The sequence below is a fragment of the Sulfuricurvum sp. genome (assembly GCF_028712165.1).
Classification (GTDB): Bacteria; Campylobacterota; Campylobacteria; order Campylobacterales; family Sulfurimonadaceae; genus Sulfuricurvum.
In genome coordinates, this window is the sequence record NZ_JAQTQR010000012.1 from 1 (window position 1) to 18187 (window position 18187).

The following is an 18187-nucleotide window of genomic DNA, read 5'->3' on the forward strand; positions in this document are numbered from 1 at the left end:
TAGTCGATTGTGATACCGATGCAGGAGCTTTTGAAACTTCTGGGAAGTAACGGAGAATAAGTTTTGACATAATTTTTGTCATATATACCATAGTTGTTAAGAATAGGAAAACGGTTCCCATTCCTAACAACATGATTTTTATGCTTTCAAAAAACATATGAAATCCTTCTGTTTTGGAATTAAATAATTTTATCTAACTTTACTACAGCATAGGCTGAAGGGTCTTTATTTTAATGGAAACCCAATACTATGAACTGAAAGTACCATACTGCAAGAGAGGCAAAATAGCCTACTAAAACCGTCCAAGCCATCTTAATATGTGATGAAAAAGTATAAATACCGGACATTTTCCCCATGACACCAACCCCGGCAGCACTACCGAAACTGATCAAAGATCCTCCGATACCGGCAGTCATCGTGACCAACATCCATTGCGCATGTTCAATATTAGGATTGGCTTTTAAAACCGCAGACATCACCGGAACATTATCGACAATAGCAGAGAGAAAGCCGACACCGATATTGACGATGGTCGGATCAAACATTTCATACAATTGAGCCGCAAATGCTAAGAAACCGGTAAAGTGCAGAGCCCCAACCGCAGCTAGGATACCGAAGAAAAAGAGAAGAGTGTTATTTTCGACTTTACTCATTGCATCATATATACTGACATCCACATTGTGCTTTTTTTTGAGGAAATACATGTACAGCTGCAAAATTGCCAAACCAAAAAGCATTCCCCACATCGGAGGCAATTGAATAACCTGTTTACCTATTACGGCCAACGCGATGGTCAATGCGCCAAAGGCAATAATAACTTTCCCTCCTTTGAGAATTTCGATTTTCTCTGCTGCTTCAGGATTACCTCCATCATTTGGATTGAAATTCGGAACATATCGTACAAGCAGTGCTGCTGTAATGAGCCACCCGATAAAAGCAGCCGGAAAAAGATAGAGGAAATCAACAAATGCGCCTTTCTCTCCTGCCCAAACCATCAACGTTGTGATGTCTCCAAAAGGGCTCCAAGCACCTCCGGCATTTGCAGCAACTACTACATTGATCGCACTCGGGACTAAAAATTCTTTGGTTTTATTATCAATTGTCAGCAATACAGTCGAAAGAATTAATGCAGTTGTGAGATTATCTGCAACGGGTGAGATAAAAAATGCCAAAGCACCGGTAATCCAAAAAAGTTCACGATAGCTGTATCCTTTTGCAATCAGCTTTGCACGTAAAGCACTAAAAACACCTCTTTCGATCAATGCCTCGATATAGGTCATTGCAACAAACAAGAAAAAGAAAATTTCAGAAATTTCTAAAATCATATGATCAACTTCATGTTCAAACGGAGTCAAATCAGCTCCTACACTGACATAATATAGCCCGATCATAACGAACATAAGTGTTCCGATAAACAGTGCCGGTTTGGCTTTATCGATATGGTATTTTTCTTCTGCAGCAATAAAATAGTATCCTACGATGAAAATAGCGAGTAGTAACCATCCGAATGGGTGATTTACTAGATTGATTGTCTCTGCTTCTACAACTGGTATAGTCATATTTCAGTCCCTTTTTATTCTAAAATCGGAATTAATTTACCAAGGGCTCATTAATTTTTAATCCGGCAAGTGTACCGTAAAAGTAACCCTTAAGCAACTCAGGCGTAGCATTTCGCAATTAAACCTATATATCGAATTAAGGATATCCTACGCATACTCGAGAAATTAAATTAATTTTATTTAGCTTTATCACATTGATTATTATCGGAGCTCTTCTGCTTTCGCTTCCATTCGCTCATAACGGTGAATTGAGATTTATGGACGCCTTGTTTACCTCTACATCAGCAGTTTGTGTAACCGGGCTTATTGTCAAAGACACTCCTGTTGATTTTACCTCTTTCGGTCATTTAGTCATTCTTCTTTTGATACAAATCGGCGGTTTGGGATATATGACAGCAGTCACATTTATGGCTGTCATGCGTCGACAAAAAATCGGCCATCGAGACCGTCTCATCTTGCAAGAATCACTCAATTATCCCGGTATGGATGGATTGGTGCGGTTTTTGAAAATCGTCTTTTCAACTATTTTTACGATCGAAGTTATCGGTATGATTATATTGACGCTCCGTTTTTGGGTAGATATGCCGTTGCCTCGTGCCGTATGGTTTGGAATATTTCATGCTGTTTCCGCTTTTAATAATGCAGGATTCTCTCTCTTTAGTGATAATTTAATGCGCTATCGTGGTGATTTTGTTATTAACATTACTATTCCGGTATTAATCATTCTAGGTGGATTAGGGTATTTGGTTCTTCTCGAACTTTACCATTATCATCGTGGACGTGTTTTGAGGCTTTCGACACATACGAAATTAGTTTTAATTATGACAGTTTTAATGACTGTTTTAGGGATGGCCATACTTCTATCTATTGAGTGGTATAACCCAAATACATTTGGCCCAATGAGTGTTTATCAAAAGATTCTAGCAGCATGGTTCGCCTCAGTGAACTATCGCACAGCCGGTTTTAATACCATAGATTTTTCCACACTGACTGATTCTAATCTCTTTTTCGGCACATTTTTTATGATGACCGGGGGTAGTCCTGGAGGGACCGCCGGCGGTATTAAAACAACGGCAGTTGCATTGGCACTCATCGGTGTATGGTATACGATGCGTGGTGATACCCGCTCACATATCTTTCGACGTTCTATTTCGCCGTATCAAATTAACAAAGCGTATGCCATCATCTTTGTAGCATCCATTTATGTCGTAATATCCACCATTATCTTGAGCGAAGTGGAACGCTTGCCATTTTTACGTATTTTATTTGAAGTCACATCGGCATTCGGAACGGTAGGCGTCTCAACCGGTAATGGCGGAGTACTAAGTTATTGTGCCCTCTTCAGTGACTGGGGGAAATTTAATATTATTATATTGATGTTAATGGGGCGTGTCGGAGTCTTTGCCTTTACAATCGTCATTGTCGGGAAAGCGGCGGAGAGCCGTATTAAATATGCAGAAGGAAAGGTAATTATTTAACATGAATACATATGCTGTTTTAGGTTTGGGAAAATTTGGATTCCACGTTGCAAAAGGCTTAGCACAGCAAGGGGTCAATGTCATTGCTGTGGACTTGGATGAAGATCAGGTTCGTGATATTAATGAATTTGTACAAGATGCTATTATTCTCGATTCAACTGACATGCGGGCATTACGTGAAGCGGGAATCGGCAATGTTGATGTTGCAGTAGTCAGTATCGGAGAAAACATAGAAGCGAGTATTCTCACTGTCATGGCACTTAAAGAACTGGGTGTTGAGACAGTTATTGCTAAGGCAATTACTACCGTGCATGGTCAGATTCTGTCCAAGCTCGGTGCGGCTAAAGTGATCTATCCGGAAATGGAGTCGGCAAAAAAGATTGTTAAAAAGATGGTTGCAAATATGCATTATGAGACGATCGACCTCTCTATCACAATGAAAATAGCCAAACTCACTGTCCCTTCTTTTTGGGTAGGTATCTCAATTCTCTCTCCGATTTTTGAAAATGAATTTGAGGTAAAGCCGATCGCCTATAAACATCAAGGTATATGGTACACCTCATTTGAAAATGACGATATCTTGGAAAAAGGGGATATTCTCCTCGTTTTAGGCAATGGTTCGCACATTGAAGCTCTGAGCAAAAAAGTGTGACACCGTTTTATGTAAAATATGTCACCTCAATGTCGTTCGCCGGCATTGGTTTAGCATAAAAATATCCTTGAATATTTTTGCATCCGTTTTGTACCAAAAAATCTTTCTGCTCAGCTGTTTCAACACCTTCCGCAATTACATTTAGCTTCATACTTTGAGCCAAAGCAATAATGGCTCTAACGATACTTGCATCTTCTTCATCAGTCGGTAAACCATCAATAAAAGTTTTATCTATTTTAAGCTTATCAATAGGAAGACGTTTTAAATACGAAAGAGAAGAGTATCCTGTCCCGAAATCATCAATGGCTAATTTAATGCCCTTTTGACTGATCTGATTTAAACTAGTTATAGCCTTTTCAGGGTTATCCATAATTTGACTTTCTGTAATTTCCAGTTCAAGCCATTCTGTTTTAAAATTTAGTTCGGAACATAGATCATTTAAAATTAAAATAAAGTCTTCTTGCCGTAGTTGTTTAACCGAAAGATTGATGGCTAAAATTCCTGGATTAAAGCCCATTTCATACCACTGTACAACTTGATTCATGGCAGTTCTCATAACCCATCTATCCAAAAAGACAATAAGTCCGGTCTCTTCTGCAAAAGGTATAAATGCAGAAGGAGGAACTAACCCTAATTTTGGATGATTCCATCGCACCAGTGCTTCCATACCTATTAAACGATCATGCTGTCCATCCATTTGTGGCTGGTAATGAACGATAAATTCTTCATGTAAAAGTGCTTGACGAATGCTTGTTTCCAAAGAGACCCGTTCAAATGCAAGTTTTGTCATTTCCTCAGTATAAAATTCATAGTGATTTCTATTTTGTTTCGCTTTATACATTGCCGCATCAGCATTACGTAACAATTCGATAGGTGTATTTCCATCATTAGGGTAAACACTAATTCCTATACTGCCGCTGATATACAGTTCATGTTCGTCGATATGAATTGATTTTCCCAATATACCAAGCAATTTTAATGCAACATTGCTTGCATCATCCGGCGTATTGATAGAAGGCAGCAATAAACAAAACTCATCACCGCCCAGTCGGGACAGATAATCGGCAACTCCCATTTCTTCCACTATATTTTTTGTCACGGAAAGTAAAACTTTATCGCCGATAATATGGCCTAAAGAATCATTTATTTCTTTGAAATGATCCAAATCCAAAAATAAAATTGCGACTTGAGATGAAGAACCTTTTGCAAGTTTTATTGCCAAATCAAAACGTTCTAATAACAATTGCCGATTGGAAAGTCCTGTTAGTTCATCATGCTGAGAATTAAACAGCAGGTTTTCCTCTACTCCTTTACGTGTTTGTATTTCTTCATACAGCTGTAATGTCGTTTGTTCAAGTTTTTTATGCTGGGTAAAAATACGCATTCCAAGACTCGTTGTCATACCTATAACCAAGAAAAAATAAGCAAATCCGGGAATATAAACAAAATTTATTTTATGTGTATCAATAAGATGCCCCATCCATGCAGTAAAAAATACACTGACTAAAAAAACTCCTAATAAAACACTTTCAAATTTATTCTTTTTAAAATGATGTTTTGCGCACCAACCACCCCATACTAAAATACTTATATAGAGTATACGCAGGAAAATCATAAATGGATTTATGGTACCAAAATAGGTTGTAATTTTTTCACCCCAAGGAGATAAAAAAGTTGAGGATGTCGTAATAGTTTCAAATCGCAAACTATATAATGAATTTGCATTTTCAATAGTAGCCACAACGGAGGTTAATAACAAAAAAATGGCAAATGATTTATTTATTTTGATCCCGGTATATTCGGAAAGAAAAAAATAAAGAAGAGTAACAAATCCAATACCGGCAAATAATTGCCATTTCAACGCATATACAGCATCTTCAAATGAACTTGCACCATAGTAATCACCGCAATACAATTGAAATAAGGCTGCAAAAAAACTTAAACATGAAAAATATAAATACAGTTTTTTATCACTTCCGTAGAGTGAAAAATAAAAAAAATGAAATGCAATAAAAAAAGTGATTCCGGAAGTAATATAAAATGAATGAATTATCGAAAACATTGTTTTCCGAACCATGCTTGCAAATTATAAGTAAAACTTCTATCATTCTATCATAACAATTTTATTTTGGATGAGTTTCCTTATTGTATTAGTCAAGTATTAAGGTACTGCAAAAAGGTGTTCATTAGCCTCTTTCTGCTAAAATTTCGAAAAAGATTTAGGAAAGAATACTTATGCTCCGTTTTGCCCCAAGCCCGACAGGAGATATGCACATTGGCAATCTCCGAGTCGCACTCTTTAACTATATTTCATCCATACAACGGGATGAGCCACTTTTAATTCGTATTGAAGATACCGATCAAGAACGCAATATCCCCGGTAAAGAAAAAGAAATTTTCGAGATATTGGCTCTTTTCGGCATTACGCATCAGGAAGAACAACTCCAAAGCAACAATCTCCGATTTCATCGCGCAATGGCAATTCAACTTCTCCAAGACAAAAAAGCGTTTAACTGTTTTTGCACGACCGATACACTTGATGCTAAACGCGAAGCGGCAAAAGAGGGAAAAATTGCCTATCGCTATGACGGAACATGCGAACATCTATCTGCTGAAGAGGTCATAGACAACGAACTTCCTTTTACAATCCGTCTTAAAAAACCGGAACATTCCATTACAGTTACCGATTTGATAAAAGGGGAAAGTACCTTTGCTCCGGATGATATTGACAGCTTTATTTTGATGCGTGCCGACAAATACCCAACTTACAATTTTGCCTGTGCTGTCGATGATATGCTCGCCGACATTTCACTAATTATCCGAGGAGAAGATCATTTAAGCAACACGCCAAAACAAATTGCAATTCATGAAGCACTCGGTTATACCAAAAAAGTCGAATACGCCCATCTTCCGATCATTCTCGGTAATGAGGGGAAAAAAATGTCGAAACGTGATGATGCATCGAGCGTCAAATGGCTGCTCGAAGAGGGCTATTTACCCGAAGCAATCAGCAACTATCTCATCTTGATGGGAAATAAAACTCCGGTTGAAATCTTTAGTGTTAAAGAGGCGATCAAATGGTTTGATCTTAAAACCATTTCCAAAGCCCCTGCCCGTTTTGATATTGACAAACTAAAATTCATCAATCGTGAACATCTAAAAGGGCTTGATCCGAAAGAGCTTTCACGTTATGTCGGATTTGCCGATGAAGAGATCGGAAATCTTGCCAAGCTCTTTTTAGAAGAAGCAAGTACCCTCAAAGAACTTCGTGCAAAAATCAGTGCTATTTTCGCACCTAAAATTGTTCCGGAAGAATATAAAGAGGGCTTTGATATTTTACGAGCTCTAACACAAAAGGCGCCTCATTTCGATGATTACGAATCGTATAAAGCCTATTTAATTGAACATAGCGGACTAAAAGGAAAAAGCCTCTTTAAGCCTCTGAGAATTCTTATCGGTGGTGCGGAACACGGTCCTGAAATGGCAGACTTATACACTCATATCAAAAATTATCTCAAAGAGGTAGTCAAATGATGGGAGGGATCATTACTGGTTTGGGAGGAATCGTTCATTCTCTCATTACAGTCTATATCTGGGTTTTGATTATCGGTGCCCTCCTCTCATGGGTACGCCCTGATCCGTATAATCCCATCGTTCAAATAATCTATCGCTTGACAGAGCCTGCGTATCGGCTTGTTCGAAGAGTTATGCCGACTGTTTTTAACGGTCTCGATCTTGCGCCACTAATTTTGGTCATTTTGCTCCAAGTATTGGATGTTTTATTGGTCAACATTATCAATGCTCTAGTCTTATCGTAATGCGTTACTTTATTTTATTACTCTGCCTCGTCACGGGGGTCTGGGGTTTTACCCTAGATGAAATCAATGATAAGCCGGCTTCACGTCAAAAAAATTTTATGATTTGGCAATTTTTACATCAGGATATAAATGCTTCAGAAGCTTCGGAAGCGTTTTATCAGGTTGACAATGTAAACGAGCGATTTTTATTCGATTATGCTGCGAAAACAGATGAAGAGGAAATAAAATATACTGCTTCGTGCCTTCGGGAACAAGCGTGTAATTTGCCGCTGATTGAACAGGACGATTGTCTAATGCTTGCCCTTACCCCTGCTAAAGCGGCTGCACTCACATCTCAAGAACGCGAAAGTATTGCAGCTCGTCTCAACAACCGGTTTGGAAATATCGAATGGCTAAGAGCAATGAATCAAGAAAGTTTATACACGTCGACAGATAATCTGATCAATGAAACCATTGTATTTAGGCTAGCAGGGGCTACATATCGTCATGAACGGTTTAATCATCCTCTTTCACCTGAAGTATTAGAAGCCCTGACACAAAATACAGCATTTAGTCAAATCGTCTTTCTAACCGTTACGGACCCTGCGATGGATCAACTGCAACAATCACTCACAAATGTTTCTGTAGGCAATTTCACTCCTCAGACCCATTTTTTTCTGGCTATGAATGCGGTTAAATACGGTAAACTCGAAAATGCCGTTGAGCACTTAAAAGAGGCCAAAGGGCATTTTTCTTCTCCGATCGACCGAGATAAAATCGTATTTTGGCTCTATGAAATCACCAAAGATCAAAATTATCTTACCGAGCTCTCTAACAGTCTTGATATAAACATGTATGTTCTATATGCCAGAGAAATACTCCAATTACCGACGGAAAATTATTTTATAACCCTTCCGACAACTCAACGCACCGACAGTATGAACGGTATAGACCCATTCCAGTGGCGGCTTTTTGCAGAAGAGCTTAAAGCCTCAACTCCCGATACTATAGTGAATCTCATCGACCGCTGTGACGGAGAAGATTCTGTCGGTGTACAAGGATACGTCTTAGAGCGAACCTATGAGCCTTATATCCACAATTTTACAATGCCGTACGATCAATATATGAATACTATAAGTTCAGATGAAAAAGCACTGATATACGCGTTAATGCGTCAGGAAACCCGTTTTATACCCGGATTAATATCACGTTCTTTTGCCCTTGGACTTATGCAAATCATGCCTTTTAATGTTGATTCCATCAGTAAGGTCCTACCGTTAAAACCGACTAATTATTTTGACATGCTAAAGCCCGAATACAGTATTGTCTATTCTATCGCCCATTTACAGCATTTGATCAATAACCTTCATAATCCTATCTTGATAGCATACGGTTACAATGGCGGGCTCGGATCTACAAAACGTCTTTTGATGGAAGGGGGACGTTTCTTACCTGGTGAGTATGAACCGTTTTTAAGTATGGAATTGATCGGAAATGATGAAAATCGCGAGTATGGCAAGCGTGTACTTGCCAACTATGTAATGTATAAGAAAATTTTAGGTGAAGAAGTGTCGATAAAAGCTATTTTTGATAATTTAACTCAACCGAGCCAGTCTGATTATTTTCGAGCCGAAGCGTTAAAGAATGGCCAGACACTGAGTCGAAGCGAATAAAATAGTATCGGTTCCAGTTATTCTGAACCGGTATCAAAGCGCGGCGGGGATCTTTCTCACCAAGAAGCTCAATAAGCGTAGCCTTTTTACCGTTGAGTGTCAACTGATACCCGTTTGATTCGAGTTCTCTAACCTTAGTGGTAGAATCATCATTTTCGAAATAGACGGATGCAACAAAGTATTCACCGTCTTTATATTGAAGTGGATCAATTTTATTGAGATACAACGTTGAGAAAATCGCTTTCGTCTCCATCGACAAGAGGATGCTTCCACTTCGTAGCTGTTCAACTGCGCGTTCATGTGCTTCGTCTATTTTAAAAAGATCAAATGCCCCTTTTTGTGCACATCCGCTAAAAGCCAATAAAGCTGATAAAGCTATCCAAGATAATCGCATCCCAATCCTTTTGTCATCGAATAATCACTATTATACGTCATCTCGCCTTAGATTTTTTTAGAACTACGATTTTTCTCCTTATCTTAATGCATAAAGTTCTTAAATAATAGATACCTTTGCATTTTGTCTAACCTCTTTAGAAAGTTTAAAATGAACCTTGACTATAATACCTATAATTTAACAGAGGTTGATTTTTTTGAAAAAACGTTTAGCGGTTGCGTTCACCGGTCCCTCCAACAGCGGGAAAACAACACTGATCTTAAAGGTGGCACGCAAATTAATTCATGAGCATAATTTACAGGTTGCCATCGTAAAAAATGACCCTAAAGACAAAGCACAATTCGATGTGCCGGGAAAAGACAGTTATAAATTCAGCGATACGGGTGCGGAGGTGATCGTAACCTCCCCTACACGTACCACTTATTTTTCACAACGTCATAAAGAGCTCGATGAACTGATCGCACTTTTCGGTGAATTTGACGTTTTATTGGTTGAAGGCCTTAAAAATTTGCCTCTTCCGCGTATCAGTATTTTTAGAGGTTCCATCGACACCGACTATTTTCCCTATATGAATGCTCTTGCTATTGACGATAGTATCGATACGACCCATTACTCCATCCCGGATGGAATTGATTTACTCGATCTCAACAACCCCGATCAAGTGATCGAGTGGATTTTAGCTCACGCAAAGGTTATGAAATGAATGTTATTTTAGAAGCAATCCAAAAAAGTGCAATACGCATCAAAAATGCGATTGATGTCAAAGACATCGGCTATTCCCAAGAGCAAAACAGCTCCGGCGAAACTCAACTTCAGCTCGATATCCAAAGCGATTTGATTATCGAAGAGGAGCTCAGCCAAGTTCCGGGCGTCCACACAATCGCCAGTGAGGAAAAAGAGCATCCGATGGTACTCAATGAAAACGGCCATTATTTTATCGCCTTTGATCCTCTGGACGGTTCATCGCTGGTAGATGTCAACCTCAGTGTCGGTTCGATTTTCGGAATCTATGAGGGTGCGTTTACTCCGACCAAAATGGTCGCTAGCTGCTACGTCGTGTACGGTCCGCGTGTCGAATTGGTCTTTGCTTTTGAAGATAAAGTATCACTTTACCTCCTCCAAGCGGGAGAATTTGAGTTTGTTAAACATATTCAATTGAATGAAAAAGGGAAAATCAACGCTCCTGGCGGGACACAGCAATGTTGGGCACCGTTTCATAAAACGATGATCGACAGTTTCTTTGCGCGCGGCTATCGTCTCCGCTACTCCGGCGGAATGGTTCCCGATTTACATCAAATCCTCCTCAAAGGGGGCGGATTATTCAGCTACCCAGGTGCTAGCGATAAACCGGAGGGGAAACTTCGTATGCTGTTTGAAGTATTCCCTTTTGCCTTTATTTTTGAACTTGCCGGAGGAAAAGCTGTTGACGGTATAAAACGTGTATTAGAGAAAGAGCCTAAGCATGTCCATGATACCAGCCCATGCTTTTTCGGTTCATCCAATGAAATTGATGAGGTAGTGAGTGTCTATGCCGGACAACAATGAAGTTTATGAAGAGCGCCTGGACGAAGCGATGCAGGTTCTCCAAGCGTGCCAGCAAGAGCACGAAGTAGAGAGTTGCTACGTATGTGAAAAATGTATCGGTTGTGAGATTCGTACCAAATATATCCGAACGGTATATGAGAGCATGTCCAAGGGTGAAACCGGCGGATTTGATTTTTGATAAAACGATTGAATTTTAAAAGGGTAAAAAATTAACATGAAAAATTACATTACGACTCCTATTTATTACGTAAACGGCGAAGCCCATATCGGTCATGCCTACACAACGTTTATTGCAGATTCTCTGGCACGTTATTCCCGTCTGATCGGAAATGAAACCTACTTTCTCACCGGAACAGATGAACACGGTCAAAAAATCGAAGAAGCAGCAAAAAAACTGGAAAAACCGACTCAAGAATTTGCTGATGAGATCAGCGCTACCTTCCGAAATTTATGGAATGACTTTGATATTAGTTACGATCAATTTATTCGTACGACAGATGAGACTCATAAAAAAGGGGTTCAAGCCGCTTTTCTAAAAATGTTTGAAAACGGCGATATTTATAAAGACTTTTATGAGGGAAACTACTGCGTCAGTTGTGAAACATTCTTTCCCGAATCTCAGCTTATGGACGGCGGCTGCTGTCCGGACTGCGGAAGAGCAACGACGATTTTAAAAGAAGAGAGCTATTTTTTCCGCCTTTCCAAATATGAAAAACCTCTTTTGGAATATTATGAAGCCCATCCTGAGTTTATCCTCCCTAAATCACGCAGAAATGAAGTCATCAGCTTTGTAAAGGGCGGTCTGAACGATCTCTCTGTCACCCGTACCAGTTTCAGCTGGGGGGTACATTTGCCGGAATCGTTGAATGAGCCAAAACACGTTATGTACGTCTGGCTCGATGCCCTGATGAACTATGTGACTGCACTCGGATACGGTACAGACGAAGCGAAGATGGATTTTTGGCCTGCTAACGTACAGTTGGTAGGTAAAGACATCCTCCGTTTCCATGCAATCTACTGGCCTGCATTTTTGATGAGTCTCGGTTTGCCTTTGCCTAAACATATCGGTGCCCACGGCTGGTGGACGCGCGACGGTGAAAAAATGTCAAAATCAAAAGGGAACGTCGTCGATCCTCGCGAAGTAGCTCAACATTACGGTGCTGAAAACTTCCGTTATTTCATGATGCGTGAAGTACCGTTCGGACAAGACGGTGATTTCTCACAACGTGCCCTGATCGATCGCATGAATTCAGATCTCTCTAACGATTTAGGAAATCTTCTCAACCGTATTATCGGGATGAGTGAGAAATATTCCAATTTTGTGATTGACAGCGCGGACGTTGAAAAATACCACAGTAAAGAGATCAATGATGCCCATACTATTTTGGATTCATTGCATACCTATTTCTATGAGCTTCAGCTTCACCGCTTCCTCGAAGAGTTATGGAAAGTGTTTACCATCGGAAACAAAGCAATCGAAGAACATGCACCATGGGTTAAAATCAAAGAAGGACGTACGGATGAAGCTCTTGCTACCGTTGCTTTAGTTGCTAATCTATTAGCCAAAGCATCCGTGATGCTCCACTCTATTATGCCAAGCACGACTTCAACCATTGCGGATGCACTCGGATTTGAAATTACTACGGAGAGCTATACTAAACTTATCCTTAATAAAGGTCTTCTTGACACCTTTACCATCAAAAAAATACCGCCTCTTTTCCCGCGTGTGGATGAGCCCTTGATGCAAGAAGCTCCGAAAGCAATGATCGAAGAGGCTCCGAAAGTAGAACATCCGGTTATGGAAGATAAAAAAGAGACGACTGTATCTCTCGAAGGTCTTATCACAATCGATCAGTTTTTCCAGACCTCACTTAAAATCGGAACCGTTCTTAATGCACAAGAGGTTCCGAAAAGCTCAAAACTCCTAAAACTCCAAGTAGATTTAGGTGAAGAGACTCCACGTCAAATCATCGCCGGGATCCGTGAATATTACACTGCCGAATCACTGATCGGAACACAAGTGTGCGTTGTTGCGAATCTCAAACCTGCAAAACTGATGGGAATGCTCTCTGAGGGGATGATTTTAGCCGCGAAAGACGCTGAAGGGCTTTGCCTCGTTCGTCCTGAAAAACCACGTTTGAGTGGAAGTTCGGTTGGATGAGACTTGAAAATATCCTCGCACTAACCAAAGGAACACTCTTAGGAGAACCCTCGGTCAGTCTCTTTGAAAGTGTTGTTTTTGACCCTTCCAAAGTAAAACGCGGATCGTTTTTTATTGCCTATTTTCCTGAAGATATACCCGAAGCACTTCTAAACGGTGCATATGGTGTTATGTTCGATAAACCGACTCAAATTAACGACAGTGAAGTAGCCTGGATCAAAGTTGAAAATATTGATAAGGCTCTCAAAAAACTGCTCCGATTTTATCTTCTTGAAAAAGAACTTCAAGTATACGCATGTGACCCGATTACCCTGCACCTTTCATCGATGATTTTGACCCCTCCCTCTTTTTGTAATATCGAAGGTTCTATGCGTGAGATTTGGGAAAAGCTATGGCCGCTTGAAAAAAAATCGATTGTTCTTTTTTCCCCTGCCCTCACCGACTCAGATATATTTATAGAACATTCACAATTGATCCGTGCTCAGGAAAATACGATTACGATTATTGAACAAACACTCTTTGAAACCTCATTTATCCATAACGATACCTTTTATGAACGCCAAATGCTTTCACCGTTTTTCGTCCCCTATCTCGAGCATCTTCTCTTTTTTTATACCTTCCTACGAATTCCGTTCGTCATCAAGGGATTTAGTAAAATGGGACATTTTATCCCCGTTTTTACCAATTCACGGCTTGAAGTTAAAGAATTTGGAAGCAGTGACCGCGTTATTATATTCGAGCCTCTTCTTGAATTAATAGACGAACAGATTGATTTTTTGGATGTTCAGGCTTCATGGGCTAAAATTATCTATTTACTGCCCGAAACGATGCGATCTTCTCTCACTATAGGAGTTGAAAATATCTTTTTTTACCGATATCCCGAAGAAATCTTAACAATATTACAATCAAAAATTTTCCATTTTGCACTAGTTGCAGGGGTAGACAAAGGTATATTGAACCCTTCGCGCTCCTCTATGAAACAGCTCGAACTTATTTTTTAATATTTCCCTTGTAAAGATTTAGCATTAACTAACCACAGCTATAATACTTGCAGTTTAGAACGCAAAGGGAAAATAATGACTATTATGACAGATATGCAGGTTGTATTTGTGGCTTTATTAATCATCACGTTTGGTTCACCCGTATTAATCGCTATGTTAATGAAAAAAACAAAGATAGATAAAGACGCCGCTCTAAAAATTGAAAAAGAAAAACTATAGATATTATCCTCTTACAGAGGTCTAATCGCTTTAATTTCGCTCCTCAGTTTTCTCTCATTTGGTAAGTGTTCTCGGACAAGTGTATGAAATTCTTTTGAATGATTCATATGTCGTAAGTGTGCCAATTCATGAACAATAATATAATCAATATGCTCATAGGTGAGCTGCATCATGCGTGTATTAAATGTTACGATACCTTTACTGTCACAGCTTCCCCATCGACTTCTCAATCGTTTAAAACGTATCTCATTGGGATGTAAATTCATTTTTCGTGCATAATGTGCAACACGTGAAGGAAGTGTTAAAACTGCTTCATCTCGGTAAAATTGGTAGTAATATTTTTCAATATCAATAGTATTTTTGACATTTTCAATCTTTTTTAGCAAATTTGGCAAATGTTCGACAGCGTAATTTTCTCCCCGAAAACGGATCGTTTTTCCAAGCTCATGTTTTTCATCACTCCGCATATGTAACGCAAGCAATGTGGTTTGAATCCATTCCTCTCTTAATTTTAAAATACGTCGAATAGAAGATTCATTTTTAAGAGGTGTCCGAACTTTTATTTCCCCATCATCCGTAACACGAATATAGGTATTACGATTTCGGGGACGATATTCGACTATAATAGGAGAAGTTTGAGAATTAAACATAATTAATAGGGTCAACTGCTCCGGCACGTTCAAAGCCCCTGAGACGCAGGCGGCAGCTGTCACAGACACCGCAAGCACTCTCCTCACTCTGATAACAGCTCCACGTCATATGAAGCGGTACACCCAGAAGCAATGCTTCTTGTACAATCTGTGACTTTTGCAAATGAACCAATGGCATCTCTATCGATATATGGGTCGTTTCTTTCGTGCCCAGATTTGCGGCTTTGTTAAATGTATCGATAAAAGCTTCGCGACAATCAGGATAACCGCTGCTATCCTCCTCGACAACACCGATCGCAATCACTTCACATCCCTCTTTTTCGGCAATAGCCGTTGCGATGGAGAGAAAAATACCGTTTCGGAAAGGGACATAGGTGATAGGAACACCCGGTTCTATCCCTTCCGTCGGAACACTGAGAGAATGATCCGTCAAAGCGGACGCTCCGATAGTTTTGAAAAAATCGAGATCAATCTCATATTTTTCAAGAACGCCTAACTCCTCACATATTGTACGGAAAGAGGAGAGTTCTTTGCTCACGGTTCGTTGACCGTAATTAAAATGAAGTCCGACAATCTCATATCCGCGATGGTGCATAATATAGGCGACAAGAGTCGAATCCATACCGCCGCTCATAATACAAAGTGCTTTTTTATTCATTATGTAACCCTTTGATGTGATTTTACCAAGGGTAGCCTTATGTATTAATCTGACTATATCTCGTTTTCTATTTTAATCTAAAAAATCTTGATTGAATTGCTCGTATTACACGTGAGTTAATATTTAACGCCTGACTCGTATTTTGTATTTTGACTACAAATTATCCTGAATTAGCTTAATAGATAAAAAAGTGTCTACGTTCAGGGCGTTATTTCAATTTACTCTTTTGAATGCATGTCTTTAATCTTATCGATAAGCGCTTTAAGTAATGGAAATTTTGTTTTAAAAGTTGTTTTAGATGGATTAAAATTCTCAGATATATTTACTTTTAAGTTATCAATAAAATTACTAACTATTTTATTTTCTTTCTGTTCTTTAAGTAAGGCAATTTTTATCTGTTCTACAAAACAACTGTTTGCATTTAACTCTATGGTAGTTTCTTCTTGAAATATTTCATTATATAATGCTTTAAATTGTCCTTGAACATACTCTTTACCAAGTAAATCTTCAATAGTACTGTTATCAATTGCTTCGGGAACTAAATCTCTTAATGTAAAAACATTACTTGAATTGTACACACCAGCTATCTTTAAAATATCTTTTTTATATCTTTTGCCATCGCTATCATCATCTACTAAAACCAACATTCTTATATCATCATCATTAAATTTTGAAGCAACCTGTACGATATTACTACCAGTGCCATTCGTTATTCCATAATCCAATTCTAGCGACTTACAAGACTTTATTAATATTAATTTATCGGAAGCACCTTCTACAAGTATTCGTTTTAATTTGATTAAGTCTTTATATATATTTATTCCGAAAGCTTCACTTAGCACTTCGTCATCTCTTAGATCATTATGCTCTTTAATCTCCTTTTTAACTGTATTGGCATTTATATCTTTTTTAATTATTATATGTCTTTCTTGTTGTTTATGATCTATTAAAAATGGTGAATGTGTAGAAACAAATAAATAATTTTTTTCTCCTATCTTAAGTAATTCTTTTCCTAGATCTCTTATTCCTGATGGATGAAGATGGTTCTCAGGCTCATCAATAAGAATTAATCTACCAGTTCTCTTAAGTTTATCAGTCTCTATTGATAAAGACAATATCAAGGATATAAATTGTTTAAATCCTTCACTTCTGACATTCATAGAATGACGATCATGAATATTATTTTTTCCTTCGTCTTTTACAGAAATTGTGCAATTCCCTGTTTCACTAATTTCAATAATAAAATCAATTTTATGCTTCCAAATGCTCTTTATATATTCTGTAGTCTTTTCAGAAAGGATACTTGCTAACTTACTTCTTTTCTGCGAGTTTGATATTTCGTCTATCTTATCTTTAACTTTAGCACTAGTTTCATAACCAGCAATAGAAAAAATATTTTTCAATGGTAGATTTGAAAACACCTTCTCTTTAAATTCATTTAAATTTATAGATGAAGAAATTAGATATTTATCTTCGGGTTTCCAAAATGATACTTGTGGCTCATATTTCATAATTGAATTTTCAATTTCTGAACCTAAAAACTCTACTACATTTTTTTCAGTTAATTCAACAAAAGTATTAGAAGCATCATTTTCTTTACTTATTTCTATTTTATTATCAGCAGTCTTTTTTATAAAAAGATTTGGTGTTATTTCATCTATATCATAGTTATAGACATACACAAACACTTTATCACCTTTATGTAGATAAACATTCTTAGAAATATTCGTTAATGAAAAATTTAATTCTTTTCCATTTATAACATTTTTTTTGATGGGCTCAAGGTATGATTGTTTATTTTCAAAACTTAAATAAAAATACAAATCTATATATTTTGAGTCTTCATCTTTTTGGTTGTGCAAGATATTAAAGTCATATTCCTCTTCTGGAACATCAAAAAATGACATCGCCTCTAAAATATTGCTTTTCCCAGCTTCATTTAATCCTAACAACATAGTTGTATAGCTATTCCCATACTTTTTTACATCAAACTCTAATTTACCTATTGATTTAAAATTTGATATTGTAATTTTATCTAGTGTCATTTATTCATAGCCTTGATTGATATTCTAGTTTTAAACTTCTAGACATTATATATAATATGACTTAACACTTATATATAAAGTCATAAATTTATATATTTTAATAAGAGAAATAACTTGATTAAGTATAAGTGCTGTGATGTTCAATACATTGTCAATGCAAAAATGGATCGAAATTTAATAGACATTATAGGGACAAACACGTAATTACGGGGTTTATATAATTTGGCTTACGTTCTTTAAATAGGAGAATGATTATTCGAAGATGATGTGGCAACCTTCGTGGCAACCGTTGCCATATTGGTACGTTTTCGGTTTGTCAGTGACCGACTTTTTGCCTATTTTAGATTGTTTGAAA

General features: G+C 38.0%; 18 protein-coding genes. 11 read left to right on the forward strand and 7 right to left on the reverse strand.

Annotation, left to right across the window (positions count from 1 at the left end; genetic code table 11):
- The coding region (locus PHP90_RS13990) for an OadG family transporter subunit (RefSeq protein ID WP_366141098.1) at positions 1-157 on the reverse strand (157 nt) is incomplete at its 3' end.
- A 73-nt stretch (positions 158-230) separates the two neighbouring features.
- Positions 231-1559, reverse strand: a complete 1329-nt coding sequence (gene nhaD, locus PHP90_RS03320) for a sodium:proton antiporter NhaD (protein ID WP_299925202.1) — start codon at positions 1557-1559, stop codon at positions 231-233.
- A 194-nt stretch (positions 1560-1753) separates the two neighbouring features.
- Between nhaD and PHP90_RS03325 the strand changes: the two genes are divergently transcribed.
- Together PHP90_RS03325 and PHP90_RS03330 are read left to right on the forward strand one after the other, a co-directional pair.
- Positions 1754-3037 carry a TrkH family potassium uptake protein gene (locus PHP90_RS03325; protein WP_366141097.1) on the forward strand — a complete coding sequence of 428 codons (1284 nt, stop codon included), beginning with the start codon at positions 1754-1756 and terminating at the stop codon, positions 3035-3037.
- A gap of 1 nt (position 3038) precedes the next feature.
- The gene (locus PHP90_RS03330; RefSeq protein ID WP_299925205.1) at positions 3039-3689 is read left to right on the forward strand and encodes a TrkA family potassium uptake protein; all 651 of its coding nucleotides are present in this window, start codon (positions 3039-3041) and stop codon (positions 3687-3689) included.
- A gap of 7 nt (positions 3690-3696) precedes the next feature.
- Here the strand turns inward: PHP90_RS03330 and PHP90_RS03335 are convergent, their stop codons facing one another.
- On the reverse strand, positions 3697-5751 hold the full coding sequence (locus PHP90_RS03335) for an EAL domain-containing protein (protein ID WP_299925208.1): 2055 nt from the start codon (positions 5749-5751) through the stop codon (positions 3697-3699).
- Between the two features lie 173 nt (positions 5752-5924).
- On the opposite strand from PHP90_RS03335, the gene gltX reads away from it, so the two are divergent.
- From gltX to PHP90_RS03350, 3 genes are all read left to right on the forward strand, one after another.
- Positions 5925-7223 carry a glutamate--tRNA ligase gene (gltX, locus tag PHP90_RS03340; protein ID WP_299925211.1) on the forward strand — a complete coding sequence of 433 codons (1299 nt, stop codon included), beginning with the start codon at positions 5925-5927 and terminating at the stop codon, positions 7221-7223.
- On the forward strand, positions 7220-7507 hold the full coding sequence (locus PHP90_RS03345; RefSeq protein WP_299925214.1) for a YggT family protein: 288 nt from the start codon (positions 7220-7222) through the stop codon (positions 7505-7507). Before gltX ends, PHP90_RS03345 begins: the two co-directional genes overlap by 4 nt.
- A gap of 98 nt (positions 7508-7605) precedes the next feature.
- Positions 7606-9159 (forward strand): lytic transglycosylase domain-containing protein, encoded by a 1554-nt coding sequence (locus tag PHP90_RS03350; RefSeq protein ID WP_299925217.1) that lies wholly within the window; start codon positions 7606-7608, stop codon positions 9157-9159.
- Here PHP90_RS03350 and PHP90_RS03355 read toward each other — a convergent pair.
- Positions 9068-9553, reverse strand: coding sequence for a hypothetical protein (locus PHP90_RS03355; RefSeq protein WP_299925220.1), 486 nt, complete (start codon positions 9551-9553; stop codon positions 9068-9070). The two genes, PHP90_RS03350 and PHP90_RS03355, sit on opposite strands and share 92 nt — an antisense overlap.
- 196 nt (positions 9554-9749) lie before the next feature.
- Here PHP90_RS03355 and mobB point away from each other — a divergent pair, with 196 nt between their 5' ends.
- From mobB to PHP90_RS03385, 6 genes are all read left to right on the forward strand, one after another.
- A complete protein-coding gene (gene mobB, locus PHP90_RS03360) occupies positions 9750-10256 on the forward strand; it encodes a molybdopterin-guanine dinucleotide biosynthesis protein B (RefSeq protein WP_299925223.1) in 507 nt (168 codons plus the stop codon).
- Positions 10253-11098 (forward strand): class 1 fructose-bisphosphatase, encoded by an 846-nt coding sequence (locus PHP90_RS03365; RefSeq protein WP_299925226.1) that lies wholly within the window; start codon positions 10253-10255, stop codon positions 11096-11098. The genes mobB and PHP90_RS03365 overlap by 4 nt, the downstream gene beginning before the upstream one ends.
- Entirely contained in the window at positions 11082-11276 is a 195-nt protein-coding gene (locus PHP90_RS03370) for a hypothetical protein (RefSeq protein ID WP_299925317.1), read from the forward strand. The genes PHP90_RS03365 and PHP90_RS03370 overlap by 17 nt, the downstream gene beginning before the upstream one ends.
- Before the next feature lie 36 nt (positions 11277-11312).
- Positions 11313-13259 (forward strand): methionine--tRNA ligase, encoded by a 1947-nt coding sequence (gene metG, locus PHP90_RS03375; protein ID WP_299925228.1) that lies wholly within the window; start codon positions 11313-11315, stop codon positions 13257-13259.
- Positions 13256-14260 (forward strand): hypothetical protein, encoded by a 1005-nt coding sequence (locus PHP90_RS03380; RefSeq protein WP_299925231.1) that lies wholly within the window; start codon positions 13256-13258, stop codon positions 14258-14260. The genes metG and PHP90_RS03380 overlap by 4 nt, the downstream gene beginning before the upstream one ends.
- A 75-nt stretch (positions 14261-14335) precedes the next feature.
- Complete coding sequence (locus PHP90_RS03385) at positions 14336-14479, forward strand: hypothetical protein (RefSeq protein WP_299925234.1); 144 nt, start codon at positions 14336-14338, stop codon at positions 14477-14479.
- Positions 14480-14490: 11 nt separating this feature from the next.
- Here the strand turns inward: PHP90_RS03385 and PHP90_RS03390 are convergent, their stop codons facing one another.
- From PHP90_RS03390 to PHP90_RS03400, 3 genes are all read right to left on the reverse strand, one after another.
- A complete protein-coding gene (locus PHP90_RS03390; protein ID WP_299925237.1) occupies positions 14491-15129 on the reverse strand; it encodes a SprT family zinc-dependent metalloprotease in 639 nt (212 codons plus the stop codon).
- The gene (gene queC, locus PHP90_RS03395) at positions 15122-15787 is read right to left on the reverse strand and encodes a 7-cyano-7-deazaguanine synthase QueC (protein ID WP_299925240.1); all 666 of its coding nucleotides are present in this window, start codon (positions 15785-15787) and stop codon (positions 15122-15124) included. Before queC ends, PHP90_RS03390 begins: the two co-directional genes overlap by 8 nt.
- Before the next feature lie 218 nt (positions 15788-16005).
- Complete coding sequence (locus PHP90_RS03400) at positions 16006-17832, reverse strand: AAA family ATPase (protein ID WP_299925243.1); 1827 nt, start codon at positions 17830-17832, stop codon at positions 16006-16008.
- Positions 17833-18187 lie beyond the last annotated feature (355 nt).

What these genes read in the sequence shown, in the direction of transcription:
- nhaD (WP_299925202.1), bottom strand. Translation starts at nt 1,559, where the DNA reads ATGACTATACCAGTTGTAGAAGCAGAGACAATCAATCTAGTAAATCAC.
- PHP90_RS03330 (WP_299925205.1), top strand. Translation starts at nt 3,039, where the DNA reads ATGAATACATATGCTGTTTTAGGTTTGGGAAAATTTGGATTCCACGTT.
- PHP90_RS03335 (WP_299925208.1), bottom strand. Translation starts at nt 5,751, where the DNA reads ATGTTTTCGATAATTCATTCATTTTATATTACTTCCGGAATCACTTTT.
- gltX (WP_299925211.1), top strand. Translation starts at nt 5,925, where the DNA reads ATGCTCCGTTTTGCCCCAAGCCCGACAGGAGATATGCACATTGGCAAT.
- PHP90_RS03345 (WP_299925214.1), top strand. Translation starts at nt 7,220, where the DNA reads ATGATGGGAGGGATCATTACTGGTTTGGGAGGAATCGTTCATTCTCTC.
- PHP90_RS03350 (WP_299925217.1), top strand. Translation starts at nt 7,606, where the DNA reads ATGATTTGGCAATTTTTACATCAGGATATAAATGCTTCAGAAGCTTCG.
- PHP90_RS03355 (WP_299925220.1), bottom strand. Translation starts at nt 9,553, where the DNA reads ATGCGATTATCTTGGATAGCTTTATCAGCTTTATTGGCTTTTAGCGGA.
- PHP90_RS03365 (WP_299925226.1), top strand. Translation starts at nt 10,253, where the DNA reads ATGAATGTTATTTTAGAAGCAATCCAAAAAAGTGCAATACGCATCAAA.
- PHP90_RS03370 (WP_299925317.1), top strand. Translation starts at nt 11,082, where the DNA reads ATGCCGGACAACAATGAAGTTTATGAAGAGCGCCTGGACGAAGCGATG.
- metG (WP_299925228.1), top strand. Translation starts at nt 11,313, where the DNA reads ATGAAAAATTACATTACGACTCCTATTTATTACGTAAACGGCGAAGCC.
- PHP90_RS03380 (WP_299925231.1), top strand. Translation starts at nt 13,256, where the DNA reads ATGAGACTTGAAAATATCCTCGCACTAACCAAAGGAACACTCTTAGGA.
- PHP90_RS03385 (WP_299925234.1), top strand. Translation starts at nt 14,336, where the DNA reads ATGACTATTATGACAGATATGCAGGTTGTATTTGTGGCTTTATTAATC.
- PHP90_RS03390 (WP_299925237.1), bottom strand. Translation starts at nt 15,129, where the DNA reads ATGTTTAATTCTCAAACTTCTCCTATTATAGTCGAATATCGTCCCCGA.
- queC (WP_299925240.1), bottom strand. Translation starts at nt 15,787, where the DNA reads ATGAATAAAAAAGCACTTTGTATTATGAGCGGCGGTATGGATTCGACT.
- PHP90_RS03400 (WP_299925243.1), bottom strand. Translation starts at nt 17,832, where the DNA reads ATGACACTAGATAAAATTACAATATCAAATTTTAAATCAATAGGTAAA.